Annotated in this window: 24 protein-coding genes; 18 read left to right on the top strand and 6 right to left on the bottom strand. The window is 74.0% G+C overall.

The window, feature by feature from the left end; genetic code table 11:
• Positions 1–124: 124 nt before the first annotated feature.
• Positions 125–391: a winged helix-turn-helix transcriptional regulator gene (locus IE258_RS41980; RefSeq protein ID WP_373309715.1), complete on the bottom strand. Its 267-nt coding sequence runs from the start codon at positions 389–391 to the stop codon at positions 125–127.
• 108 nt (positions 392–499) lie between these two features.
• Between IE258_RS41980 and IE258_RS04285 the strand changes: the two genes are divergently transcribed.
• Positions 500–826 carry a YybH family protein gene (locus IE258_RS04285; protein WP_229891921.1) on the top strand — a complete coding sequence of 109 codons (327 nt, stop codon included), beginning with the start codon at positions 500–502 and terminating at the stop codon, positions 824–826.
• 167 nt (positions 827–993) lie between these two features.
• Here the strand turns inward: IE258_RS04285 and IE258_RS04280 are convergent, their stop codons facing one another.
• The gene (locus tag IE258_RS04280; protein ID WP_189739041.1) at positions 994–1,674 is read right to left on the bottom strand and encodes a nitroreductase family protein; all 681 of its coding nucleotides are present in this window, start codon (positions 1,672–1,674) and stop codon (positions 994–996) included.
• Between the two features lie 134 nt (positions 1,675–1,808).
• Here IE258_RS04280 and IE258_RS04275 point away from each other — a divergent pair, with 134 nt between their 5' ends.
• The gene (locus IE258_RS04275; protein ID WP_189739038.1) at positions 1,809–2,300 is read left to right on the top strand and encodes an Lrp/AsnC family transcriptional regulator; all 492 of its coding nucleotides are present in this window, start codon (positions 1,809–1,811) and stop codon (positions 2,298–2,300) included.
• A gap of 8 nt (positions 2,301–2,308) precedes the next feature.
• Here the strand turns inward: IE258_RS04275 and IE258_RS04270 are convergent, their stop codons facing one another.
• Both IE258_RS04270 and IE258_RS04265 read right to left on the bottom strand, forming a co-directional pair.
• Positions 2,309–3,148 carry a patatin-like phospholipase family protein gene (locus tag IE258_RS04270; protein WP_189739035.1) on the bottom strand — a complete coding sequence of 280 codons (840 nt, stop codon included), beginning with the start codon at positions 3,146–3,148 and terminating at the stop codon, positions 2,309–2,311.
• Between the two features lie 100 nt (positions 3,149–3,248).
• Complete coding sequence (locus IE258_RS04265) at positions 3,249–5,144, bottom strand: FAD-dependent oxidoreductase (RefSeq protein WP_189739032.1); 1,896 nt, start codon at positions 5,142–5,144, stop codon at positions 3,249–3,251.
• 328 nt (positions 5,145–5,472) lie between these two features.
• On the opposite strand from IE258_RS04265, the gene IE258_RS04260 reads away from it, so the two are divergent.
• The 11 genes from IE258_RS04260 (at position 5,473) to IE258_RS04210 (ending at position 14,465) form a co-directional block, all read left to right on the top strand.
• Positions 5,473–6,666 (top strand): SchA/CurD-like domain-containing protein, encoded by a 1,194-nt coding sequence (locus IE258_RS04260; protein WP_189739029.1) that lies wholly within the window; start codon positions 5,473–5,475, stop codon positions 6,664–6,666.
• Positions 6,667–6,791: 125 nt separating this feature from the next.
• Positions 6,792–7,262 (top strand): cupin domain-containing protein, encoded by a 471-nt coding sequence (locus IE258_RS04255; protein WP_087807239.1) that lies wholly within the window; start codon positions 6,792–6,794, stop codon positions 7,260–7,262.
• The gene (locus IE258_RS04250; protein WP_189739026.1) at positions 7,259–8,530 is read left to right on the top strand and encodes a beta-ketoacyl-[acyl-carrier-protein] synthase family protein; all 1,272 of its coding nucleotides are present in this window, start codon (positions 7,259–7,261) and stop codon (positions 8,528–8,530) included. The genes IE258_RS04255 and IE258_RS04250 overlap by 4 nt, the downstream gene beginning before the upstream one ends.
• A complete protein-coding gene (locus tag IE258_RS04245; protein WP_189739023.1) occupies positions 8,527–9,801 on the top strand; it encodes a ketosynthase chain-length factor in 1,275 nt (424 codons plus the stop codon). Before IE258_RS04250 ends, IE258_RS04245 begins: the two co-directional genes overlap by 4 nt.
• A gap of 69 nt (positions 9,802–9,870) precedes the next feature.
• Complete coding sequence (locus tag IE258_RS04240) at positions 9,871–10,143, top strand: acyl carrier protein (RefSeq protein WP_159328472.1); 273 nt, start codon at positions 9,871–9,873, stop codon at positions 10,141–10,143.
• A gap of 2 nt (positions 10,144–10,145) precedes the next feature.
• Positions 10,146–10,625 carry an SRPBCC family protein gene (locus tag IE258_RS04235; RefSeq protein ID WP_159328473.1) on the top strand — a complete coding sequence of 160 codons (480 nt, stop codon included), beginning with the start codon at positions 10,146–10,148 and terminating at the stop codon, positions 10,623–10,625.
• Between the two features lie 56 nt (positions 10,626–10,681).
• Complete coding sequence (locus tag IE258_RS04230) at positions 10,682–11,017, top strand: TcmI family type II polyketide cyclase (RefSeq protein WP_011030169.1); 336 nt, start codon at positions 10,682–10,684, stop codon at positions 11,015–11,017.
• A 231-nt stretch (positions 11,018–11,248) separates the two neighbouring features.
• On the top strand, positions 11,249–12,172 hold the full coding sequence (locus tag IE258_RS04225) for a DUF3152 domain-containing protein (RefSeq protein ID WP_189739020.1): 924 nt from the start codon (positions 11,249–11,251) through the stop codon (positions 12,170–12,172).
• 133 nt (positions 12,173–12,305) lie between these two features.
• On the top strand, positions 12,306–12,740 hold the full coding sequence (locus tag IE258_RS04220; protein WP_189739018.1) for a PPOX class F420-dependent oxidoreductase: 435 nt from the start codon (positions 12,306–12,308) through the stop codon (positions 12,738–12,740).
• Positions 12,741–12,894: 154 nt separating this feature from the next.
• Positions 12,895–13,641, top strand: coding sequence for a DUF4142 domain-containing protein (locus IE258_RS04215; protein ID WP_189739015.1), 747 nt, complete (start codon positions 12,895–12,897; stop codon positions 13,639–13,641).
• Between the two features lie 203 nt (positions 13,642–13,844).
• A complete protein-coding gene (locus IE258_RS04210) occupies positions 13,845–14,465 on the top strand; it encodes a hypothetical protein (protein WP_189739012.1) in 621 nt (206 codons plus the stop codon).
• A gap of 55 nt (positions 14,466–14,520) precedes the next feature.
• On the opposite strand, the gene ku is transcribed toward IE258_RS04210, so the two are convergent.
• Entirely contained in the window at positions 14,521–15,600 is a 1,080-nt protein-coding gene (ku, locus tag IE258_RS04205) for a non-homologous end joining protein Ku (RefSeq protein WP_189739009.1), read from the bottom strand.
• Between the two features lie 55 nt (positions 15,601–15,655).
• Between ku and ligD the strand changes: the two genes are divergently transcribed.
• A complete protein-coding gene (gene ligD / locus IE258_RS04200) occupies positions 15,656–16,537 on the top strand; it encodes a non-homologous end-joining DNA ligase (RefSeq protein WP_189739006.1) in 882 nt (293 codons plus the stop codon).
• 70 nt (positions 16,538–16,607) lie between these two features.
• On the opposite strand, the gene IE258_RS04195 is transcribed toward ligD, so the two are convergent.
• The gene (locus tag IE258_RS04195; protein WP_189739003.1) at positions 16,608–17,411 is read right to left on the bottom strand and encodes a nuclease-related domain-containing protein; all 804 of its coding nucleotides are present in this window, start codon (positions 17,409–17,411) and stop codon (positions 16,608–16,610) included.
• Between the two features lie 108 nt (positions 17,412–17,519).
• Between IE258_RS04195 and IE258_RS04190 the strand changes: the two genes are divergently transcribed.
• The 4 genes from IE258_RS04190 to IE258_RS04175 all read left to right on the top strand — a co-directional run bounded on the left by IE258_RS04190 (position 17,520) and on the right by IE258_RS04175 (position 20,774).
• Positions 17,520–18,026 carry a protein-tyrosine phosphatase family protein gene (locus IE258_RS04190; protein WP_189739000.1) on the top strand — a complete coding sequence of 169 codons (507 nt, stop codon included), beginning with the start codon at positions 17,520–17,522 and terminating at the stop codon, positions 18,024–18,026.
• A 125-nt stretch (positions 18,027–18,151) separates the two neighbouring features.
• Positions 18,152–18,958, top strand: a complete 807-nt coding sequence (locus IE258_RS04185; protein ID WP_189738998.1) for a hypothetical protein — start codon at positions 18,152–18,154, stop codon at positions 18,956–18,958.
• Positions 18,955–20,211 carry an ATP-binding protein gene (locus IE258_RS04180; protein WP_189738995.1) on the top strand — a complete coding sequence of 419 codons (1,257 nt, stop codon included), beginning with the start codon at positions 18,955–18,957 and terminating at the stop codon, positions 20,209–20,211. The genes IE258_RS04185 and IE258_RS04180 overlap by 4 nt, the downstream gene beginning before the upstream one ends.
• Before the next feature lie 107 nt (positions 20,212–20,318).
• On the top strand, positions 20,319–20,774 hold the full coding sequence (locus IE258_RS04175) for an SH3 domain-containing protein (RefSeq protein WP_189738991.1): 456 nt from the start codon (positions 20,319–20,321) through the stop codon (positions 20,772–20,774).
• Positions 20,775–20,795: the final 21 nt, after the last annotated feature.

The following is a 20,795-nucleotide window of genomic DNA, read 5'->3' as shown; positions in this document are numbered from 1 at the left end:
CCCTCCTCGCCGACGCCGCACGACCGTGATCAAGATCTGACCGCTCCGCCCAGTCTGGCGAGGGCAGCCGGTCGAACCGCGCGGTGTGCAGTCCGGCTGGTACCGGTCGCCCCCGTAGTCGGGGTCATGCGGGCGCAGGACGGAGACGACGCTGTCGAGCAGGGCGAGTTGTTCCAGCCTGCTGGTCAGGGAACAGCGCGGGGGTTCGGCTGGGTGGAGTCTCGTTGTCCGGGAGTGGGGTCTGCGTTCCCCAGTCCCACAGGGCCTGGGGGACGGGGCCGAGGCGGTGGCCGTTCGGGGTGAGGGTGTAGTGGACGCGTGGGGGCCGGCCGGGGCGGCGGTGGCGCTCGACGACTTCGGTTCTGGTGAGTTGGGCCAGGCGGTCGGACAGCAGCTTGTCCAGGGCTCCCCGACGATCCGCGCGCCCACGTCACCACGAGATCGCCTCCTGGCGTGGGGGCGGTTCGATTGTCCCGGTCCGGAAGGATGTCTGTCGATCATGCGAGAGCTGGCCCATCGGCCCGAAGACGTGCCCGTGGTGTTCGCCGAGCGGTTCAACAGCGGTGACGCCGCCGCGTTGGCTCAGGTCTACGAGGACGCGGCCGTGCTGGTCCTCCAACCGGGGGCCCCGGTGGCCGGACCCGAGTTGCACGTCGCGAACGGCCGCCTGCAGGGGCTCGGCGTGCCCATTTCTGTTCGTCCGCGGCATGCGTACCGCAGTGGGGGTCTGGCGCTGCTGATCGTCGACTGGCTCATCGACGGGGTCGGCCGGGAAGGGGAGGCCGTGCACGTCGAAGGCACCGCCACCGATGTCGCGCGGCGCTGACCGGCGCTCAAGACGTCAGTCCCGTTCCCAGACCAGGCCCACGATGCCCGAGTCTCGCCGAGGGCAAGGGGGCGGTCGAAGGCCAGTTCCAGGGCGAGGAGGAAGGCCACCCGGCCGCTGCGCGCGCGGCCGACGCGGCAGTTGGCCAGGGGGCCGTCCGGGATCCGTCAGTGCGGGGGCTCGGTGAGCGCTTCTGCCAGGGGCTTGCGGGTCAGGTCCGGGACCTCGCAGTCGGGGGCCGCGTAGCCGACGGGGAAGAGGATGTAGGGGCGTTCGTTGCCGGGGCGTTCGCAGATCCGGGTGAGGAAGGCCATCGGGTTGGGGGTGTGGGTGAGGGTGCTCAGGCCCATCGCGTGCAGGGCGGTGATGAAGAGGCCGCATGCGATGCCCACGCTCTCGTTCACGTAGTAGTTCTTGCGCAGCGAACCGTCCGGCATCGCGGTGCTCTTCTCGGCGAAGCAGACCACGATCCACGGCACGACGTCGAGGAAGCCCTTGTCGGAATCCGTTTCGAGACGGGCGAGCGCGGCGCGCCACTCGGGCGGGATGCGTCCGCCCTCGTAGTTGACCCGTTCCTCCTCCTCGGCGGCGACCCGGATGCGGTGCTTGGTCTCGGCGTCGCCGATCACGGCGAACTTCCACGGCTGGAAGTGGGCGCCGGAGGGCGCGGTGTTCGCCGCGGCGACGGCGAGGTCGACGCATTCGCGCGGGACCGGCTCGTCGCTGAAGAACCGCACACTGCGCCTGCGGTCGACGAACGACACGAAGTCCCGCCCCCGCCGGATCGTTTCGGCCTCGTCGTACCGGTCGGGGCGGTAGGGGACGAACGGGTGCGTGTGCTGCCTCACGGGTCTCCTCCTGGACGGGAGCACTTAGGGTGGGGCGCGGGGTGTCCAATGAGCAACGGACACTTCTTTGGGTTGCTTATTTGGCAGTAGCAGCGGCTTCTGGGTGCCTCTCAGGTGGCAGATCGGCAGGTACGGTGGCACGACAGGGGCTCGACCGGCTCGACGGGCGGATGCTGCGGCTGCTCCGGGAACGTCCGCGGGTGGGGTTGTTGGAGGTCGCCCGGCAACTCGGGGTCGCCCGCGGTACGTTGCAGGCGCGGCTCGACCGGTTGACCGGCTCCGGCGTGGTGACCGGGTACGGGCCGGACGTGGACGTCGCCGCCCTCGGGCACGTCGTCCAGGCGTTCACGACGTTCGAGGTGGACCAGTCGGCCCGCGAGGCCATCGCGGCACGGATGCGAGCGGTGCCGCAGATCCTGGAGGCGCACGTCGTGACCGGTCCCGGTGACATCTGGTGCCGTATCGCGGGCACGAGCAACCAGCACGTGCAACAGGTGATCGACCAGGTGCTGGAGGTGCCGGGAGTGCGGCGCAGTACGACGGTCATCGCGCTGAGTGCGGTCGTGCCGTTTCGCGTCCAGCCTCTGGTCGACGAGGTGTCCGGCCTGTCGGAGCGCCGGGGCTGACTCGGCGCTCAGCCCTGCCAGATCTCCCCGATGCGTTCCGCGTGGGCCAAGCCCTGGCGCCGGCCCTCGCGCGCCGCCCCGGGGATGCGGGAGGCGTCCAGGGCGTTGCGGCCGAAGGCGCGGCGGGCCGCCCGGTCGGGGGTCAGCAGGGCGACCCGGGCCCCGCGCGAGGCGAGGGTCTCGGCCTGACTCCGTGCGCTCGGGCTCGCGCCCGCCCCCTTGGGGATCGGGGCCAGTACGACGACGCGCGCGCAATCGTCGACCAGGTCGGCGTTGGTCGTGGAGCGGACGCCGCCGTCCATCCAGCGGCCGGAACCGATGCCGATCGGCGGGAAGAGGGGCGGCAGTGCGCAGGTGGCCGACATGGCGTGCAGCAGGTCGGTGCCGCTGTCGGCGTCGAAGGCGGTCGGTTGGCCGGTGAGCGCGTCGACGGCGAACATCCGGACGGTCCTGTCGGGCCAGTCCCGTACGGGGAGTTGGGCGCCGATGGCGTCGAGGACCGCGGTCTGCGGCACGTCGCGTACGGAGAGCGCGAGCCGCCCGAGGCGCTTCACCACCGTCTCCGGGTCCCGGGAGGCGAGCGCGGCCCACAGATACCTGACCGTCATGCCGAACGTGAAGTCCACGTCCAGCATGGCGCGTTCCCCGTTGAGCAGCTCCTTGTAGAGGTCGGCCGGGGCCGATCCCCCGGCCAGGTCAAGTGCCAGCAGCGAACCCGCCGACGTGCCCGCCAGGACGTCGGCGTCCGCGAGGTCCACCCCGGCGTCGGCCAGGCCCGCGAGGACGCCGATCTGCCATCCGTACGCGGTCAGGCCGCCCCCGCCCAGCACCAGCGCCGTATCCGCCACGCCCACCCCTTCCCGTACTGGGGAGCACTCCCCGTTTACTGCCGCGCCAGACGCTAGCAGGTAACCGGGGAGTGGTCCACGTTTGGGGTGGTCGCCCGCCTCAGGTGCGGGCCAGCACCGAACCCACCACCTGGCGCAGCATCGACGCCGGGTCGGGGGCGGGCCCCGGGGAGCGCCAGGCCACGAAGCCGTCGGGGCGGACCAGGACCGCGCCGCCCCGGGTCACTCCGTGGGCCCGCGCCCAGTCGGTCTCCTCGTCGTCCGGGACCAGGTCGGCGCCGGGGGTGCCGCCCACGCGATACGGCTTCAGCGGGACGCGCATCTCCGCGGCCACCTCGGCGGCCGCCTCGTGCCAGCCGGTGGGCTGGGCCGCGTCGCTGAGCAGGACCAGGGAGTCCTCGTACAGGTCCAGGGTGGACAGGCGCTCCTCGCCCCGGCGGACCCAGAGGTGGGGAGCCCGGCTGCCGGGGGCGCCGGTGAGGTCGAGGCCCTCCGGGACCACCGGGGTCGCCGGGTCGGCGCCGACCACCGCGCCCCGGGGGTAGCGGTAGCCGAGGGCGACGTTGAGGATCCCGCGCTGCGGACCGCCGCCGGGGCCGCGGCCGGGCGCTCCGCCGGGACCGCCGGCACCGGGTGCTCCGCCGGGACCGCCGGGCGCGCCTCCCGGGCCACCGGGACCACCCGGGCCCCGGACACCGCCGGACGCAGCACCGGACGCACCACCGGGGCCACCAAGCCCCCCGGGCCCGCCCGCCGCCGCGCGACCCGGACCACTGGAACCAACAGGCCCGCCGCCAGGCCCCCCGCCCCCCATGACCGGCGGCGGTGCGAAGCCCGGGTGGCTGTGTTCGACCGAGCGGTGGGCGGCGCGGGCGCTGGTGGCCTCCGCGACCGGGCGCCGTTCCATGTCGTAGGTGTCCAGGAGCCCCTCGCCCGCCCAGCCCTCGAGGACCGCGGCCAGCTTCCAGGCGAGGTTGTGGGCGTCCTGGATGCCGGTGTTGGAGCCGAAGGCGCCGGTGGGGGACATCTCGTGGGCCGAGTCGCCGGCCAGCAGGACGCGGCCGGAGCGGTAGCTGCGGGCGACGCGCTGGGCGGCGTGCCAGGGGGCCCTGCCGGTGATCTCGACGTCCAGGTCGGGGTCGCCGATCGCGCGGCGGATGTGGGCGGCGCAGCGCTCGTCGGTGAAGTCCTCGACGGTTTCGCCCTGTTCGGGGTGCCAGGGGGCGTGAAAGACCCAGTTCTCCCGGTTGTCGACGGGCAGCAGGGCGCCGTCGGCGTTCTCCTCCGTCAGGTAGCAGACGATGAAGCGGCGGTCGCCCACGACGTCGGCGAGGCGACGGGAGCGGAAGGTGACGCTGACGTTGTGGAAGAGGTCGCCGGGTCCGCTCTGGCCGATGCCGAGCTGCTCGCGGACGGGGCTGCGGGGACCGTCGGCGGCGACCAGGTAGTCCGCCCGGATGGTGGTGTGCTCTCCGGTCTCCCGGCTCTTCACGATGGCCGTGACGCCCTCGGTGTCGGTCTCGAAGGAGAGCAGTTCGGTGCCGAAGCGCAGGTCGCCGCCGAGGTTGACGGCGTGGGTGAGGAGTTCGGGTTCCAGGTCGTTCTGGCTGCACAGGCACCACGAGCTGGGGCTGAAGCGGGCCAGTCCGTTGCCCGGGTCGATCTGCTTGAACAGCCACTCCCCCGCGTCACCGACCAGGGTCGGCGTCTGGAGGATGCCGTGGTTGTCGGCCAGGGTGGCCGCGGCCCGGCGGATGTCGGGCTCGGTGCCGGCCACCCGGAAGATCTCCATCGTGCGGACGTTGTTGCCGCGTCCCCGGGGGTGGATGGAGGTGCCGGCGTGGCGTTCGACCAGGGTGTGCCGGACGCCCAGCCGTCCCAGGAACACCGACATCGACAGGCCCACCAGGGACCCGCCGACGACGAGGACCGGTACGCGGTGGGTCCGGTCGCCCCCTTGGGTGGCGCCGCCGGACCGGTCGGCTCTTTCGTTCATGGTTGCTCGTCCTCCGTTGCGACAGACGTGAGTGACATACGTGGATGAGGGACGTGGGTGAGGGACGTGGAAGAGAGACGTGGGTGAGGGGACGTGGGTGACGTGCGCGCCCCGCGACAGGTGTGCGCCGGGGCCTTCATGCATGCCCCGTACGGCTCGCCGAGGCCCGCCGCGGCGCAGGCTTCACCCGCTTAACCCTCCTGGTTCGCGGACCCCGCGGGCACGGCTCACGATCGTGCTTACGCGGCCGTCGCGCCCCGCCTGCCCGGTGGGCGCCGCCGACGTTCGCCCCAGTCCACGAGGAAGACCCCGAGAAGAGGTGGGCCGGATGACGGTCTCTCCCGTCGCAGCGACGGATGCCCCGACCACGGATGCCAGGAACGCGACGGACGCCATACGCACCAGTGCCGTGGCGACGGACGCGGGCGGCGTGTCGATATCCGCGTTCGACGGATCCCGTGTGCGGGTCGTCCTGATGCTGGACGTCCACGACGGAATGCAGCAGGAGTTCCTGGACGCCTACGAGCGCATCCGCGACCGGGTCGCCGCCGTCCCGGGACACGTCAGCGACCAGCTGTGCCAGTCCCTGGAGAACCCGACCCAGTGGCTGCTGACCAGTGAGTGGGAGAGCGCCGCGCCCTTCCTGGCCTGGGTCAACAGCGACGAGCACCTGGACACCGTCGAACCGCTGGCGACGTGCGTCCGCGACACCCACTCGCTGCGCTACAGCGTCCTGCGGGAGACCGACGGCGCCCGGCCCGCGCCCGGTGAGCCGCGCTCCGCGCCCCGGATCGGGGGCAACGTCGTACGCCACGCCCTGACCTTCACCGTACGGCCCGGCACCGAGGCCGAGACGGCCCGGCTGCTGTCCGAGTACGTGTCGCCCGACGCCCATGTGGACGGCTCCACGCGGCTGCTGCGCACCTCGCTCTTCATGTCGGGCAACCGGATCGTGCGGGCCGTGGAGGTGCGCGGCGACCTGCAGACCGCGCTGCGCCACGTGGCCCGGCAGCCCGGGGTGCGGGCCGTGGAGGAGGCGCTGAACCCGTATCTGGAGCAGGACCGGGACCTCGCCGACCCGCAGTCCGCCCGGCGCTTCTTCACCCGGGCCGCCATGCCGGCCGTCCACCACGCGACCACCCCCGGCCGGGCCGGCGCGCGCACCGAGCGGCTCGCGCTGCTCTACCCGGTGCGCGCCGGTGCCGGCGGGGAACTGGCCCGGCTGCTGGCCCACCAGGACGCCCGCGCCGCGCAGGACCCGGACAGCCCGGTGCTCGCGGCCACCGTCTTCCACCGCGACGACCTCGTCGTACGGCTCGTCGACGTGGACGGCGACCCCGCGGCCGCGCCCGCCGCCGTCCTGGGCCTGCAAGGGTCCGAGGGCGCCGCGGCCGCCGAGCGGCTGCTGGACACCGCCGCGGTCGGCGTCGACGGGCCGCCGGCCGAGGCGGCCACGCTGTCCCGGCTGCTGACCCGGGTCCGTATGACGCCGCTGACCGACCGGCGTTCGGCCGGTTCCTGAACCACCCTCCCCGACCGCGCGGCCGACCGGGCCCGACGGCGTGCCCGCCGGTTCGCGCGGCCCCCTCCCCGGCTCCTCCCGGCTTTCCCTCCCCCACTTCCTCCCGTCACCCCGGAGTGAACGACATGACAGACCAGCAGGTACGCATCGTCTCCCTCGGCGACATCGCGCCGAACCGCCGTCGCGGCGGGGACCTCCGCGCCCTTCTCACGCCCACCACCGCCGGGTCGACCAGCGGCTTCATGGGCGTGGCCATCGTGCAGCCCGGCGACCGCATCGCCGAGCACTACCACCCGTACTCCGAGGAGTTCGTGTACGTCACGGAGGGCGCCCTCGAAGTGGACCTGGACGGGGTGCCGCACTCGCTCGCCACCGGCCAGGGGCTGCTGATCCCGCAGGACATGCGCCACCGCTTCCGCAACGCGGGCGACGTCGAGGCGCGGCTCGTGTTCCACCTGGGCCCGCTCGCCCCGCGCCCGGAGCTGGGGCACGTCGACACGGAGGACGCGGAGGGCAACGCCCTGCCCTGCGACGGGACGCACGCGGGCCACGCCGGGCACGAGCGGCCCGCCCCCGCGGCGGAGGTGGTGTCGTGAACCGGCGCCGGGTCGCCGTCACGGGCATAGGCGTCGTCGCCCCGGGCGGGATCGGCGTGCCCCAGTTCTGGGGGCTGCTGTCCGAAGGCCGTACGGCGACGCGCCGCATCTCCCTGTTCGACCCGGCCGGGCTGCGTTCGCAGATCGCCGCCGAGTGCGACTTCGAGCCGTCCGACCACGGGCTCGGCCTCGCCACCGCCCAGCGCTGCGACAGGTACGTGCAGTTCGCGCTGGTGGCCGCCTCCGAGGCGGTCCGGGACGCCAACCTCGACATGAACCGCGAGGACCCCTGGCGGGCCGGTGCCACCCTCGGCACCGCGGTCGGCGGCACCACCCGGCTCGAACACGACTACGTCCTGGTCAGCGAGCGCGGCTCGCGCTGGGACGTCGACGACCGGCGGGCCGAGCCGCACCTGGAGCGCGCGTTCACCCCCGCCACCCTCTCCTCAGCGGTCGCCGAGGAGTTCGGGGTGCACGGGCCGGTGCAGACCGTCTCCACCGGGTGCACGTCCGGCCTCGACGCCGTCGGGTACGCCTACCATGCCGTCGCCGAGGGCCGCGTCGACGTGTGCCTGGCGGGCGCGGCCGACTCGCCGATATCGCCGATCACCATGGCCTGCTTCGACGCCATCAAGGCGACCTCGCCGAACAACGACGACCCGGAGCACGCCTCCCGGCCCTTCGACGCGGACCGCAACGGCTTCGTGATGGGCGAGGGCGCCGCGGTGCTGGTCCTGGAGGACCTGGAGCACGCGCGGGCCCGGGGCGCGGACGTGTACTGCGAGATCTCCGGCTACGCCACCTTCGGCAACGCCTACCACATGACCGGGCTCACCAAGGAGGGCCTGGAGATGGCGCGGGCCATCGACACGGCGCTGGACATGGCGCACCTCGACGGCTCCGCGATCGACTACGTCAACGCGCACGGCTCGGGCACCCAGCAGAACGACCGGCACGAGACCGCGGCCGTCAAGCGCTCGCTGGGCGCGCACGCCTACGAGACGCCCATGAGCTCCATCAAGTCCATGGTGGGCCACTCGCTCGGCGCGATCGGCTCGATCGAACTGGCCGCGTGCGTCCTGGCGATGGCCCACCAGGTGGTGCCGCCCACGGCCAACTACACGACCCCCGACCCCGAGTGCGACCTGGACTACGTGCCGCGCGAGGCACGGGAGCGGACGCTGCGGCACGTGCTGTCGGTGGGCAGCGGCTTCGGCGGCTTCCAGTCCGCGGTCGTACTGAGCGGCAGTGAAGGAGGGCTGCGATGAGCGGACCACAACGGACCGGCACCGGCGGTGGGAGCCGGCGGGCGGTCGTCACCGGACTCGGCGTGGTGTCGCCGCACGGCACCGGTGTCGAGGCGCACTGGAAGGCTGCCGCCGACGGCACCAGCAGCCTCGGACCCGTCACCCGGGAGGGCTGCGCGGACCTGCCGCTGCGGGTCGCGGGCGAGGTGCAGGGCTTCGACGCGGCCGAGACGGTCGAGGACCGCTTCCTCGTCCAGACCGACCGGTTCACCCACTTCGCGCTGGCCGCCACCCAGCACGCGCTGGCCGACGCCCGGTTCGGCCGGGCCGACGTCGACTCGCCGTTCTCGGTCGGCGTGGTGACCGCGGCGGGTTCGGGCGGTGGCGAGTTCGGGCAGCGGGAGCTGCAGAACCTGTGGGGCCAGGGCTCGCGCCACGTCGGCCCCTACCAGTCGATCGCCTGGTTCTACGCGGCCAGCACCGGCCAGGTCTCCATACGCAACGACTTCAAGGGCCCCTGCGGGGTCGTGGCCGCCGACGAGGCCGGCGGTCTGGACGCCCTGGCGCACGCGGCACTGGCGGTGCGCAACGGCACCGACACGGTGGTCTGCGGCGCGACGGAGGCACCGCTGGCCCCGTACTCGATCGTCTGCCAGCTGGGCTACCCCGAGCTGAGCCGGGCCACCGAACCCGACCGCGCCTACCGCCCGTTCACCGAAGCGGCCTGCGGGTTCGCACCGGCCGAGGGCGGTGCCGTACTCGTCGTCGAGGAGGAGGCGGCGGCCCGGGAGCGCGGGGCGGACGTGCGGGCGACGGTGGCCGGGCACGCGGCGACCTTCACCGGGCCCGGCCGCTGGGCCGAGTCCCGGGAGGGCCTGGCCCGCGCGATCCAGGGCGCCCTGGCCGAGGCGGGCTGCCGGCCCGAGGAGGTCGACGTGGTCTTCGCGGACGCCCTCGGGGTCCCGGAGGCCGACCGGGCCGAGGCGCTGGCGCTGGCCGACGCGCTGGGCCCGCACGCCGCGCGGGTGCCGGTCACCGCGCCCAAGACCGGGACCGGACGGGCGTACTGCGCGGCTCCGGTCCTTGACGTGGCGACGGCGGTGCTCGCGATGGAGCACGGACTGCTCCCGCCGACCCCGCACGTCTTCGACGTGTGCCACGACCTGGACCTGGTGACCGGGCGGGCCCGCCCCGCCGAGCCGCGTACGGCCCTGGTCCTCGCCCGCGGGCTCATGGGGTCGAACTCGGCGCTCGTCCTGCGCCGGGGTGCGGTACCGCCCGATGGCCACTGACGACCGAACGACGACCAACGGCCACGGGCGGTGCCCGTGGCCGGCCAACCCGAGTCAAGGAGGACACCCATGACCGACCAGCAGCTGGACTACCAGGTGACCGTCGAGGAGCTGTCGGCGCTGATGAAGCGCACCGCCGGCGTGCACGTCGACCCGGTCACCCTCGAGCAGCAGGCCGCCGACGGTTTCGACACCTTCGGCCTGGACTCCCTCGGCCTGCTCGGCATCGTGGCCGAGCTGGAGAAGCGGTACGGACTCGGTCTGCCCGAGCAGGCCGAGCGCTGCAAGACGCCGGCGGACTTCCTCGCGCTGGTCAACGGCGCCCTCAAGACGGGAGTGTGAACATGGCAGGGCACACCGACAACGAGATCACCATCGCCGCTCCGATGGAGCTGGTCTGGAACATGACCAACGACATCGAGAACTGGCCCCGGCTGTTCAGCGAGTACGCCTCGGTCGAGGTGCTCGACCGCGACGAGGACCGCGTCACGTTCCGGCTCACCATGCACCCGGACGCCGACGGCAAGGTCTGGAGCTGGGTCTCCGAGCGGGTCGCGGACCCCGTCACCCGCACGGTCCGCGCCCAGCGGGTGGAGACCGGCCCCTTCCAGTACATGAACATCGTCTGGGAGTACGCGGAGACCGCCGAGGGCGTCGTGATGCGCTGGACGCAGGACTTCGCGATGAAGCCGGACGCGCCCGTGGACGACGCGTGGATGACGGACAACATCAACCGCAACTCCCGTACGCAGATGGCGCTGATCCGGGACCGGATCGAGCAGGCGGCGAGCGAGCGGCGGACCGCCTCGGCGCTCGCCGACTGACGCCGGCGCACCGACTGCGACCGACACCGATCGACACCCGTGAAGGGCAGCACCCCATGCACCACACACTGATCGTCGCCCGGATGGCACCCGGCGCGGCACCGGACATCGCGAAGGTGTTCGCGGAGTCCGACAGCGGCGAACTGCCGCACCTGGTGGGCGTCAACCGGCGCAGCCTCTTCGAGTTCGGTGACGGCGTGTACCTGCACCTCATCGAGAGCGACGAGGACCCGGCGCCCACCATCGGCAGGCTGACCGGGCACCCGGAGTTCCGCCAGGTCAGCGAGCGGCTCGAACCGTACGTCTCGGCGTACGACCCGGCGACCTGGCGTGGTCCGAAGGACGCGATGGCACGCTGCTTCTACCGCTGGGAGCGGACTCCCGCCGGCTGACGGCACCCCTCCCCGCACGCGTCGGGGTCACCCGGTTCGAAACCGGGTGACCCCGACGAAGACGTTGCGGGGCATCGAACGGTTGCGCTCACGCCATGAATGTCCGCGTGAGAAGGGACACTTCGGAAACCGTGCTGTTTTCGCACGTGCGTCCGCTTGGATCTTGGGGGCACATCAGCACACCGAAGTCCGCTGTGCGCGCCCCGCCGACCAGCAGAGAGGACGCACGCCGTGGGCCGATCCACCGCCCGCCGGGCCAGCCGGAGAACCGGGCCGAACGGTGGCGGGGGCAGATCCCGTTCCCGCAGCCGCAGACGTGGACGCGCACGCCGCGGACCGGCCCGCGCGGTCCTCGCCCTCGCCGCCCTCGGAGCCGTCGTGCTCACCGCGGGTGCCGCCGTCGCGTACTGGCGGGACACCCGGCCGCCGGTGACGGACGACCAGGCGGCCGACGTCGCGGACGCCCTGGACGCCTCGACCCGTACGCCCGCTCCTTCTCCCTCCCCCTCGGCGTCGCCGTCCCCGAAGTCGTCCCCGTCTCCCTCGGCGTCGCCCTCCGCCTCGCCCTCCCCCAGCACCATCGCCATTCCGGCGACCGGGCCCGGCACCTTCGTCACCGCCCAGGCCGACGGCACGACCGTGGGCACAGGCAGCCGCGTGCGGCGCTACAAGGTGCTGGTCGAGGAGGGCATCGACGTCCGGCCGAGCGCCGCCGCCGCCGAGATAGCCGACGTGCTCGCCGACGACCGCGGCTGGACCCGGGACGGAACCAATTCCTTCCGGCTGGTCAGCAGCGGCTCGTACGACTTCGTGGTGAAGATCGCCACGCCCGGCACCGTCGACGAGATCTGCGGCGCGGCGGGCCTGCTCACCCGGGGCGAGGTCAACTGCAGCGTCGGCACGGACGTCGTGGTGAACCTCAAGCGCTGGGTGCTGGGCTCCCCCGAGTTCGACGGCCCGCTCCACGAGTACCGGGCGCTGATCGTCAACCACGAGGTGGGGCACCGCATCGGCCACGGCCACGAGACGTGCCCCGGTGCCGGCCGGCCCGCTCCGGCGATGATGCAGCAGATCAAGGGCCTCAAGGGATGCGTGGCCAACGCCTGGCCCTACGACGAGGACGGCGCCTACCTGGGCGGCCCCTCGGTGCCCTGAGCACGCCGGGCGCGGCGGTGCCCCGAGCACGCCCGGTGCTGCGGTGCCCCCAGCGCGCCCGGTGCGGCGCGTTCGGCGCGTTCGGCGGACGGTTCGCGGGACAGGCCCGGGGGCGGCGGGTGAGGATCGGACCATGACCACCACACCGCGCTTCGACCCGCGCGCCCTGCTGGCCGAGAGCCGGCTCGGCGTCCTGGCGACGATCAAGTCGGACGGCCGCCCGCAGCTCTCGCCCGTCATGCCCGCATACGACCCCGACGCGGGCGTCATCCGCGTCTCCACCCGCGAGGGCCTCGCCAAGACGGCGAACCTGCGCCGGGACCCGCGGGCCACGCTGGAGGTGACCGCCCCGGACGGCAGGTCCTGGGCCACCGCCGAGGGCGTCGCCACCCTCACCGGGCCGGGCACCGACCCGCACGGACCCGAGGTGGAGGCGCTGGTCGAGTACTACCGCGCGGCGGCCGGGGAGCACCCGGACTGGGACGAGTACCGCTCGACGATGGTGTCCGACCGCCGGGTGCTGCTCACCATCACGGTCGAGCGGGTGTACGGCGCCGACATCGGCTGAGGCGGAGCGCGCGGGAGCGGGACCCGGCGCACTCGCCAAGTTCTGTGCCGAAGCGGTGAAGGATCCGCCCGCCGTTCCCGTATCTCCAGGCGTACCCGTACGAGTACGCGCGCGAGCAAGCGTGCGCGTGCCCCGCGTCGCCCCTGGAGGCACCATGCGCCTGTCCCGCAGCAGGATCGGAGTCGTCGTCCTGTTCGGTGCGATGACCCTGACCCTCACCGCGCTGGCCTTCCCGGCCGTGCTCGGTCTGGACAAGGCCGACGGCAACCAGAACCGGGTGGTGGCGAGTACGAAGTTCGGTCCGCTCACCGAGGCCGACCGCGACTTCGTGGTGAAGGTCCGCGCCGCCGGACTGTGGGAGTACCCGCTGGGCGAGATCGTGATGGAGCGCGGTACGACGAAGGCGATGAAGACGGCCGGCGAGCACCTGGTCGTCGGGCACGCCGGCCTCGACGCGATGTGCCGCGAGATCTCCCCCGAGCTGGGCATCACGCTGCCCAACCGGGCCTCCCCCCAGCAGGAGGGCTTCGTGGCCACCGTGGACGCCAAGAGCGGCAAGGAGTTCGACTCGTCGGCGGTCAACATCATGCGGGTGACCCACGGTCAGATCTTCCCGGCCATCGCCAAGATCCGGGCCTCCACCAAGAACACCCTCGTGCGGCAGCTGGCGGACCTGGCCAACGACACCGTCCTGGACCACATCACGGTGCTGGAGAAGACCGGGCTGGTGGAGTACGACGACGTCACCTTCAAGCAGACCGGCCCGGCGAAGCTGCCGAGGGAGAAGGTCACCCCGCCCCCGCCGCAGCCGGGCGAGCGGGTGCTGGTGCTCAAGCCGCGCCCCGACCTGAACGTGAACACCGCCTCCCCGACGCCCACTCCGTCCCCGGCGGCCCCCTGAGCGCCCGGGCAGGGGCACGATCACGACCGCGTCACGACCGGCGGCGGGGGGAACGGGCCGCCGGTCGGACACGTTCTTAGGGGATGGCGGCCGACGGAGTCCGCCGGGCCAAGACCATCCGGCGCCGGACCCGGTGGTGGGCGGGCCCACCCCTTGCTCCCGCCCGCGTCCGTTCCGGGGCCGACGACAGGAAGAGCGGGACCATGACCGCTTCCGGACCGGGCAGCGGCGGCACACCGGGCGAGCCGGACGGGACGCCGGCCGTGCCCGAGTACGTCTGGCGGCAGTTCCTGGAGGACGACGAGCGCGCCATCCGAGCATCCGCCCCCAGGGAGCCCTCCGCGCGGGACCGCGTCCCCGGCTGGCGGCCGCAGGAGCCCTCCGTCGAGCACCCCGACCATCCCGGTCACCCCGACCACTCCGGTCACCCCAAACGCCCCGGTCACTTCGACCGCGCTCGCGGCACCGTCGGTGAGGCGTGGCGCCGGGAGGAGACATGGGCCGGGACGCCCTGGCGCGAGCTGGACGGCCGGGCCCGGCTGCGGCGCGTCGGCCGGGTGGCCGGCACGGCGGCCGCGGTCGCGCTCGCCCTGACCGCGTGGTCGCAGCTGTCCACCGGTCCGGCCGGCCCGGGCGGCGAACCGGCCGAGACCATCGGCCGGCCACTGGAGGAGAGCCCCGCCCTGCCCACCGCGGACTCCGGTGCGAAGCCCCCCACGGGCTCCCTCGCGCCGACGGATTCCGGCGCCGCGAGCCCCGCCGTGTTCGAGCCCGCGCCGTCCGCGATACCCCGGGCGTCCACGTCTGCCTGGACGTTCGACTGAACGGCCGCGCGCTCCCGGAGGGCACCCGCCGACCGCAGTGAGCGGCTCGCGCCCGTCAGGCGCTGCGCCTGCGGGACGCCGTCTTCTTGGCGGTGCTCTTGGCCGCGGTCTTGTCGCCGCCCCTGCCGGTGCTCTTGGCGGCGGTCTTCTTGGCGGTGCTCCTGGCCGCCGTCTTCTTCGCGGACCCCGCGGACTTCGCCGTCGACTTCCTCGGCTCCGCCTTCTTCGCCGCCGTCTTCTTCGCGGCCGTCGACGTCGACTTCTTGCCGCCGGTCTCCTTGGGGGCGCGCCGGGACGAGGTCTTGCGCTGCGGCAGGGATCTGACCTCCGCCTCCTCGGCCGCCCCGGCCTCCTCGCCGTCCCGGGACTCCCGCGCCGCGCGCACGCTGCTCTCCAGCGCGGCCATCAGGTCCAGGACCTTCCCGGGCGCCGCCTCCTCACGGGCCTCAGGGGGCCGCTCGCCGGCGGCCTTGGCGGCGACGACCTCCTCGACGGCCTCCCGGTACTCGTCGTGCAGGTCGTCCAGGTCGATCTCGCCGAGGGTGTCCATGAGGGCGTCCGCGAGGTCCAGTTCCTGGTCCCGCACGGTGACGCCGGCCTCCGGGGCGACGCCCTCGGGGGCGCGGACCTCGTCCGGCCACAGCAGGCCGTGCATCGCGATGGCGTCGCCGACGACCCGGAGCATGCCGAGGCGCTCCCGGCCGCGCAGCGCGAACTTGGCGATCGCGACCCGGTTGCTGCGCTTGAGGGCCTCGCGCAGCAGCGTGTACGGCTTGGCGGCCGGGGCACCGCTCGCCGCGAGGTAGTAGGCCGAGCCCATCTGGAGCGGATCGATGCGGTCCTCCGGCACGAAGGCCACGATCTCGATCGTGCGGGCCGTCGGGATCGGCAGCTGGGACAGGTCCTCGTCGGTGATCGGGATCATCGAGCCGTCGGCGTCCTCGTAGGCCTTGCCGATCTCGGCCTGGGTGACCTCGCGGTCCTCCAGCTCGCACACCTTGCGGTAGCGGATCCGGCCGCCGTCCTCCGTGTGGATCTGGCGGAAGGAGACCGAGTGGCTCTCGGTCGCGTTCACCAGCTTGATCGGAATGCTGACCAGACCGAAGGAGATGGCGCCGTTCCAGATGGATCGCACGTGCAGCACCGTTCCTTTCGGGCGTTTTGTGACTGTTTTATGAGATTCTCATGGTATGGCGCCGATGACGGAAGTGGAGGGGCGGCGGGTGGCCCTCAGCAACCTGGACAAGGTGCTGTATCCCGCGACCGGCTTCACCAAGGGCGAGCTGCTGCACTACTACGCGACGACCGCCGAGGTCCTGCTGCCGCACCTGCGGGACCGCGCGGTCTCGTTCCTGCGGTATCCGGACGGCCCGGACGGTCAGGTGTTCTTCACCAAGAACGTGCCGCCGGGTACCCCCGACTGGGTCACCACGGCCGAGGTTCCCCGTTCGGAGGGCCCGGCGCGGATGGTGCTGGTGCAGGACCTGGCGAGCCTGATGTGGGCGGCGAACCTGGTGACCGAGTTCCACACCCACCAGTGGACCGCGGACGACCCCGGCGAGGCCGACCGGCTGGTGTTCGACCTGGACCCCGGGCCGCCCGCGACCGTGGTGCAGTGCTGCGAGGTCGCGCTGTGGCTGCGGGAGCGACTGGCGGCGGACGGGATCGAGGCGTACGCCAAGACCTCCGGGGCCAAGGGGCTGCACCTGCTGGCGGGGGTGCGGGGGTCGCCCTCGGAGCGGGTGTCGGACTACGCGAAGTCGCTCGCGGTGGAGGCGGAGCAGGCGCTGCCGAAGCTGGTGGTGCACCGGATGACGCGCAGCCTGCGGCCGGGGAAGGTGTTCGTGGACTGGAGCCAGAACGCCGCGCGCAAGACCACGGCCGCCCCGTACACCGTGCGCGCCCGTGACGTGCCCGCGGTCTCCACGCCGGTGACGTGGGACGAGGTCGCCGGGTGCGGGCGGGCGGAGCAGTTCGTCTTCCTGGCGCCGGACGTCGGGCCCCGGGTGCAGGACTACGGCGACCTGCTGGCACCCCTGTTCGAGCGGCGCCGGGCGGCGGCACTGCCCTGAGCGGCGACGCCCCCGGACGGCCCGCGGCCGCGGTGTCCCGCCGCGGTCCGCCGCCGGTCCGCCGCCGTCCTCAGACGCGCTTCCAGGTGGCCCGGTCCCGGGCCATGGCGTGCAGGGCCTCCACGTCCGCCGGTTTCAGCACCCCGCCCGTGCCGGCCAGGTCGGGCAGCTCCCGGTCCGTGAGGACGCGCACCGAGCGGGGCGGGGCGGTGACGGACACGTGCGCCGGCTCCACGAGGACGAGCACCGGGCGGACCTCCGCGGTCAGGGCGTAGGAGGCCCGGTCGGCGTCCGCGCGGACCCGGCGCAGCAGGGGCAGCGGCGTGCGGCGGCCCAGGGCCACCAGCGGGTCGCCGACCCGCACCCGCTGTCGGCGGGCGGGCAGCACGTGCAGGGCGAAGAGGCCGCCGGGCCCGATCAGCAGGTGGTGGACGCGGTCGCCGCCGGGCAGCGGGAGGGAGTGCAGGGTGTGCCAGCCGGCCCCGTCGAGCCGGTCGAGGGCGGCCCCCGTCGTCTGCTCGGCGGCCAGCGCCCGGCGGCGCGGGTCGGCGCGCAGCCGGTGCGCCGGTGCGGGCTCGCGCTCCAGGGCGACGAGGAGGGCCTCGCCGGGCCGGTTGGGGGCGAGGTCGTCGTCCGGGTGGAGGCTGAGCCGGGCCAGCTCGGCGGGGGTCGGCACCGGGGGTGGGCCGACCGTGACCGGGCCGGTGACGAACGGGCCGAGGGCCTGGAGGACCTCGTCCCTGCGGTCGTCGCTCAGCAGGTTGACGCGGGCCGCCTCGCGGTCGTACCAGGCGACGTTCCCGCCGTCCGGAAGGCAGACGTAGAGCCGCTCCCGGCCGTGGCGCCGGGTCGGCACGACGCGCAGTCCGTCCATGCCATCACCACCCCCGTCCATGGGACCAGGCAGGGTGCTGCCGGGGCAAGAACCCGGTTACCTTGGGGAGGAGTTGGGCAAGCCCTGGGCAGGACTGGGGAGGTGCCTGTGCGTACCCGTGGGATGGGCCCCGACGTGCCGGCCCCGGACCGGCCGTGGGACGAGATCGTGCCGGGGCTGTGGATGGGCGGGCACGAGTTCCGGCGGCCGGCCGGGCGGCTGGAGTTCGCCGTGGTGCGGGACGAGTTCGACCTGGTGCAGACCCTGCTGCGGCTGCCCGGGCACGGACCGGACCGCGGTGTCGAGCACCATGTCTGGCCGATCCCGGACGGCCCCCTGGACGGCACGCAGCTCGCCGGGGTGATCCGGCTGGCCGAGGCCGCGGGTGAGGCGCTCGACGGGGGCCGGAAGGTCCTCGTCCGCTGCTACCACGGCTACAACCGCTCCGGTCTGGTCGTCGCGCACACGCTGATGCGCCGGGGCAGCGGGGCCGAGGAGGCGATCCGGCTGATCCGGGCCCGGCGCTCCCCGTGGGCGCTGCACAACGACCTGTTCGCGGCCTACCTCCGGGCCGGCCTGGCCACCGTGCGGCAGCTGGAGGAGCTGGCCGAGTAGCCCGGCGGGCCGGTGCGCACGCAAAATGGCCTTCCGTACGAAGATGCGTGGGTGCCGCGACGTCCGCGGTGCCGCCCGCGGCCGTGCGGGACCGCCGACGCCGATCACCGAACCCCTGGAGTGCAGTGCTCCCGAGCCGCCGCGGGCACCCCGCCCGCGTCCCCGCCGCCCTCGCGCTGCTCCTGGCGACCGCGGCGACCGGCACGCTGGCGGCCTGCGGGGACACCGGCGGCCTGGAGAGTGCCGGGGCGACGCCCGCCGCGCGCCAGCCGGCCCGGCTCTGGCCCGGCCTGACGCCGGCGTCCAGTCCGGCGTACGACATCGGCGAGGTGGAGCACGCGCCGGTGGCGGGCGTCGCCGTGCCCGGCGGCGACATCCGCAGGGCGAATCCGGTGGCCGCGGTGCGGGCCGAGATCGCCGCGCATCCGGACGACTACGCGGACGCGAAGGCGCGGTACCACGAGACGTCCGTGCGGATGGCGGACTGCGGCCCGGACGGCGCCGGTGACGAGCGCGGCGGCTGCCCGGTGCTGCGGCCGTACTACCGCGACCTGACCGGTGACGGGCGGCCCGAGATGACGCTGGGTTTCCGGCTGCTGCCGGACAAGCTGACCGCCGTGCGGGTGTACACCGTCGAGAAGGACCGCCTGGTGCGGGTCATGTCCTACGAGGACGCCGTGAGCGCGGTCGAGCTGGCCGGGCGGACGGTGATCGTCCGCTCGCCCTCGGAGGTCGCCGGGTACGAGTACCGGCTGCAGTGGACCTGGGACGCGGACCAGGGGGCCATGCTGCTGACCAGCGACGAGATGCTGCGCACCGACGACGGCGGTCAGCACACGAAGCGTCCGTCCGCCTCGCCGTCACCGCCCGCGTCGCCCGCGCCGTCGCCCTCCGCGTCAACCTCCGTGCCGCCCTCGGCGAGCGCCCGGTGAGGCTCGCCCTCCCCCGGTGGGCGGGACCGCTCGCGGTGCGGGCGGCCGTCTTCATCACCGTGATGTGCTGCGGGCTCGCCGCGCTGCTCGGCGTCCTGGTGCACGTCTCGGTGACCAACCGGACCGTCGGCCAGGCACGCGACGTCGCCCTGACCCGGCTCCGGGAGGCGACGGAGTCCTACGAGGCGGGGGACCCGCTGCGGCGCGGGGCCGGCGTCGATCCGCCGGGGCTGCCGCGGCAGCTGCGTGAGCTGGCCGTGTCGGGCCGGCGCGGCACGATGGTCGCCGAGTACGCCGGGCGCCCGACGATGTGGGCGGCGGGCCCCGCCGACGGCGGCCGGGCGCTGGCGGTGCGGGTCGACCACTCGCAGGGCCGGGCCACCATCGACGGTCTGGACGGCACGCTCGTGTGGGCGTCCGCGCTGGCGATCGGGGCGACGCTGCTGGTCGGCGCGTTCGCGGTGACGCGGGTGACACGGCGGCTGCACACCACGGCGCGGGTGGCCCGGCGGATCAGCGCCGGCGACCTCGACGCGCGGGTCGGCGATCCGCGCGCCCAGGATCCGACGCGCCCGCAGGACGAGGTGGCGTCGGTCGCCGCCGCGCTGGACTCCATGGCGTCGTCGCTGCAGGGCAAGCTGCTCGCCGAGCAGCGGTTCACCGCGGACGTGGCGCACGAGCTGCGCACCCCGCTCACCGGCCTGCACGCGGCGGCCGAGCTGCTGCCGCCCGGCCGCCCCACCGAGCTGGTGCGGGACCGGGTGGCGGCGCTGCGCACCCTCACCGAGGACCTGCTGGAGATCTCCCGGCTGGAGAGCGGGCGGGAGCGGCCGGCGACGGAGCCGGAGGAACTGGGCGCACTGGCCCGGCGGGTGGTGCGGAGCTCGGGCACGGACACCCGGGTGGACGTCGCGCGGGACGCCTGGGTGGAGACCGACCGGCGGCGTCTGGAGCGCGTCCTGGGCAACCTGGTGGCGAACGCGCACCTGCACGGGCGGGCGCCGGTGGTACTGACCGTGGACGGCGCGGTGATCACCGTGCGGGACCACGGGGGCGGCTATCCGGAGTACCTCCTGGCGCACGGGCCGCAGCGGTTCCGCACCGAGGGCGGGACGAAGGGGCACGGCCTGGGGCTGACGATCGCGCTGGGGCAGGCCGAGGTGCTGGGGGCGCGCCTGGAGTTCACCAACCCGCCGGACGGCGGGGCGCTGGCCAGGCTGACGCTGCCTCAGCAGCTGCCTCAGCAGCCCTGACCACGGCACCTTCCCCGATGGCTCAGTGCGGCGGGCGGTGCGTACGGGCCGCTCCTAATGTGGCGGTTAGTCACCTGAAGACCCGTTCGCTCCCGGGAGGTACTCCCATGTCGCCACTGTCCGCACCGGCCTCGCGTTCACCCCTGGTCCGCGGCCTCGCCACCGCCCTCGCGGCGGGCGCGCTCGCCACCGCAGTCGCCGTCACCCCCGCCGTCGCGAACGACGGGCGCGGCGGGGACGCCGGCTCCACGTCCGCCGTCACCGGCGAGGGAAACCGCGGCGGGAACGGCGGCGACGAGTGGGGCGGGAGCGACGGCCGGCAGGAGCAGGGCCGCTACCGGGGCGTCGTGACGGCCCAGCGCCTCGCCCTGCGCACCTCGCCGAGCCGCGGTTCGGACGTCATCCGGTACGCCCGCCGGGGCGAGGTCGTCTCCATCTACTGCAAGACGCCCGGCGACCGGGTGAAGGGCAACCCCCTCTGGTACCTCCTCACGGACGGCACCTGGGCCTGGGGCGCGGCCCGTTACATCGACAACATCGGCCCCGCGCCGCGCTGGTGCTGAGCCGGACGCCGCACACACCAC

Origin of the sequence: Streptomyces tendae, from assembly GCF_014650435.1 — a bacterium.
Classification (GTDB): Bacteria; Actinomycetota; Actinomycetes; order Streptomycetales; family Streptomycetaceae; genus Streptomyces; species Streptomyces tendae.
The sequence above is the reverse complement of the archived record's forward strand: the minus strand, read 5'-3'. Positions and strand labels throughout refer to the sequence as shown.

Excerpts from the sequence above, each read along its gene's own strand:
- IE258_RS04285 (WP_229891921.1), top strand. The coding sequence starts at position 500 with ATGCGAGAGCTGGCCCATCGGCCCGAAGACGTGCCCGTGGTGTTCGCC.
- IE258_RS04265 (WP_189739032.1), bottom strand. The coding sequence starts at position 5,144 with ATGAACGAAAGAGCCGACCGGTCCGGCGGCGCCACCCAAGGGGGCGAC.
- IE258_RS04260 (WP_189739029.1), top strand. The coding sequence starts at position 5,473 with ATGACGGTCTCTCCCGTCGCAGCGACGGATGCCCCGACCACGGATGCC.
- IE258_RS04255 (WP_087807239.1), top strand. The coding sequence starts at position 6,792 with ATGACAGACCAGCAGGTACGCATCGTCTCCCTCGGCGACATCGCGCCG.
- IE258_RS04245 (WP_189739023.1), top strand. The coding sequence starts at position 8,527 with ATGAGCGGACCACAACGGACCGGCACCGGCGGTGGGAGCCGGCGGGCG.
- IE258_RS04240 (WP_159328472.1), top strand. The coding sequence starts at position 9,871 with ATGACCGACCAGCAGCTGGACTACCAGGTGACCGTCGAGGAGCTGTCG.
- IE258_RS04235 (WP_159328473.1), top strand. The coding sequence starts at position 10,146 with ATGGCAGGGCACACCGACAACGAGATCACCATCGCCGCTCCGATGGAG.
- IE258_RS04230 (WP_011030169.1), top strand. The coding sequence starts at position 10,682 with ATGCACCACACACTGATCGTCGCCCGGATGGCACCCGGCGCGGCACCG.
- IE258_RS04220 (WP_189739018.1), top strand. The coding sequence starts at position 12,306 with ATGACCACCACACCGCGCTTCGACCCGCGCGCCCTGCTGGCCGAGAGC.
- IE258_RS04215 (WP_189739015.1), top strand. The coding sequence starts at position 12,895 with ATGCGCCTGTCCCGCAGCAGGATCGGAGTCGTCGTCCTGTTCGGTGCG.
- IE258_RS04210 (WP_189739012.1), top strand. The coding sequence starts at position 13,845 with ATGACCGCTTCCGGACCGGGCAGCGGCGGCACACCGGGCGAGCCGGAC.
- ligD (WP_189739006.1), top strand. The coding sequence starts at position 15,656 with ATGGCGCCGATGACGGAAGTGGAGGGGCGGCGGGTGGCCCTCAGCAAC.
- IE258_RS04195 (WP_189739003.1), bottom strand. The coding sequence starts at position 17,411 with ATGGACGGACTGCGCGTCGTGCCGACCCGGCGCCACGGCCGGGAGCGG.
- IE258_RS04175 (WP_189738991.1), top strand. The coding sequence starts at position 20,319 with ATGTCGCCACTGTCCGCACCGGCCTCGCGTTCACCCCTGGTCCGCGGC.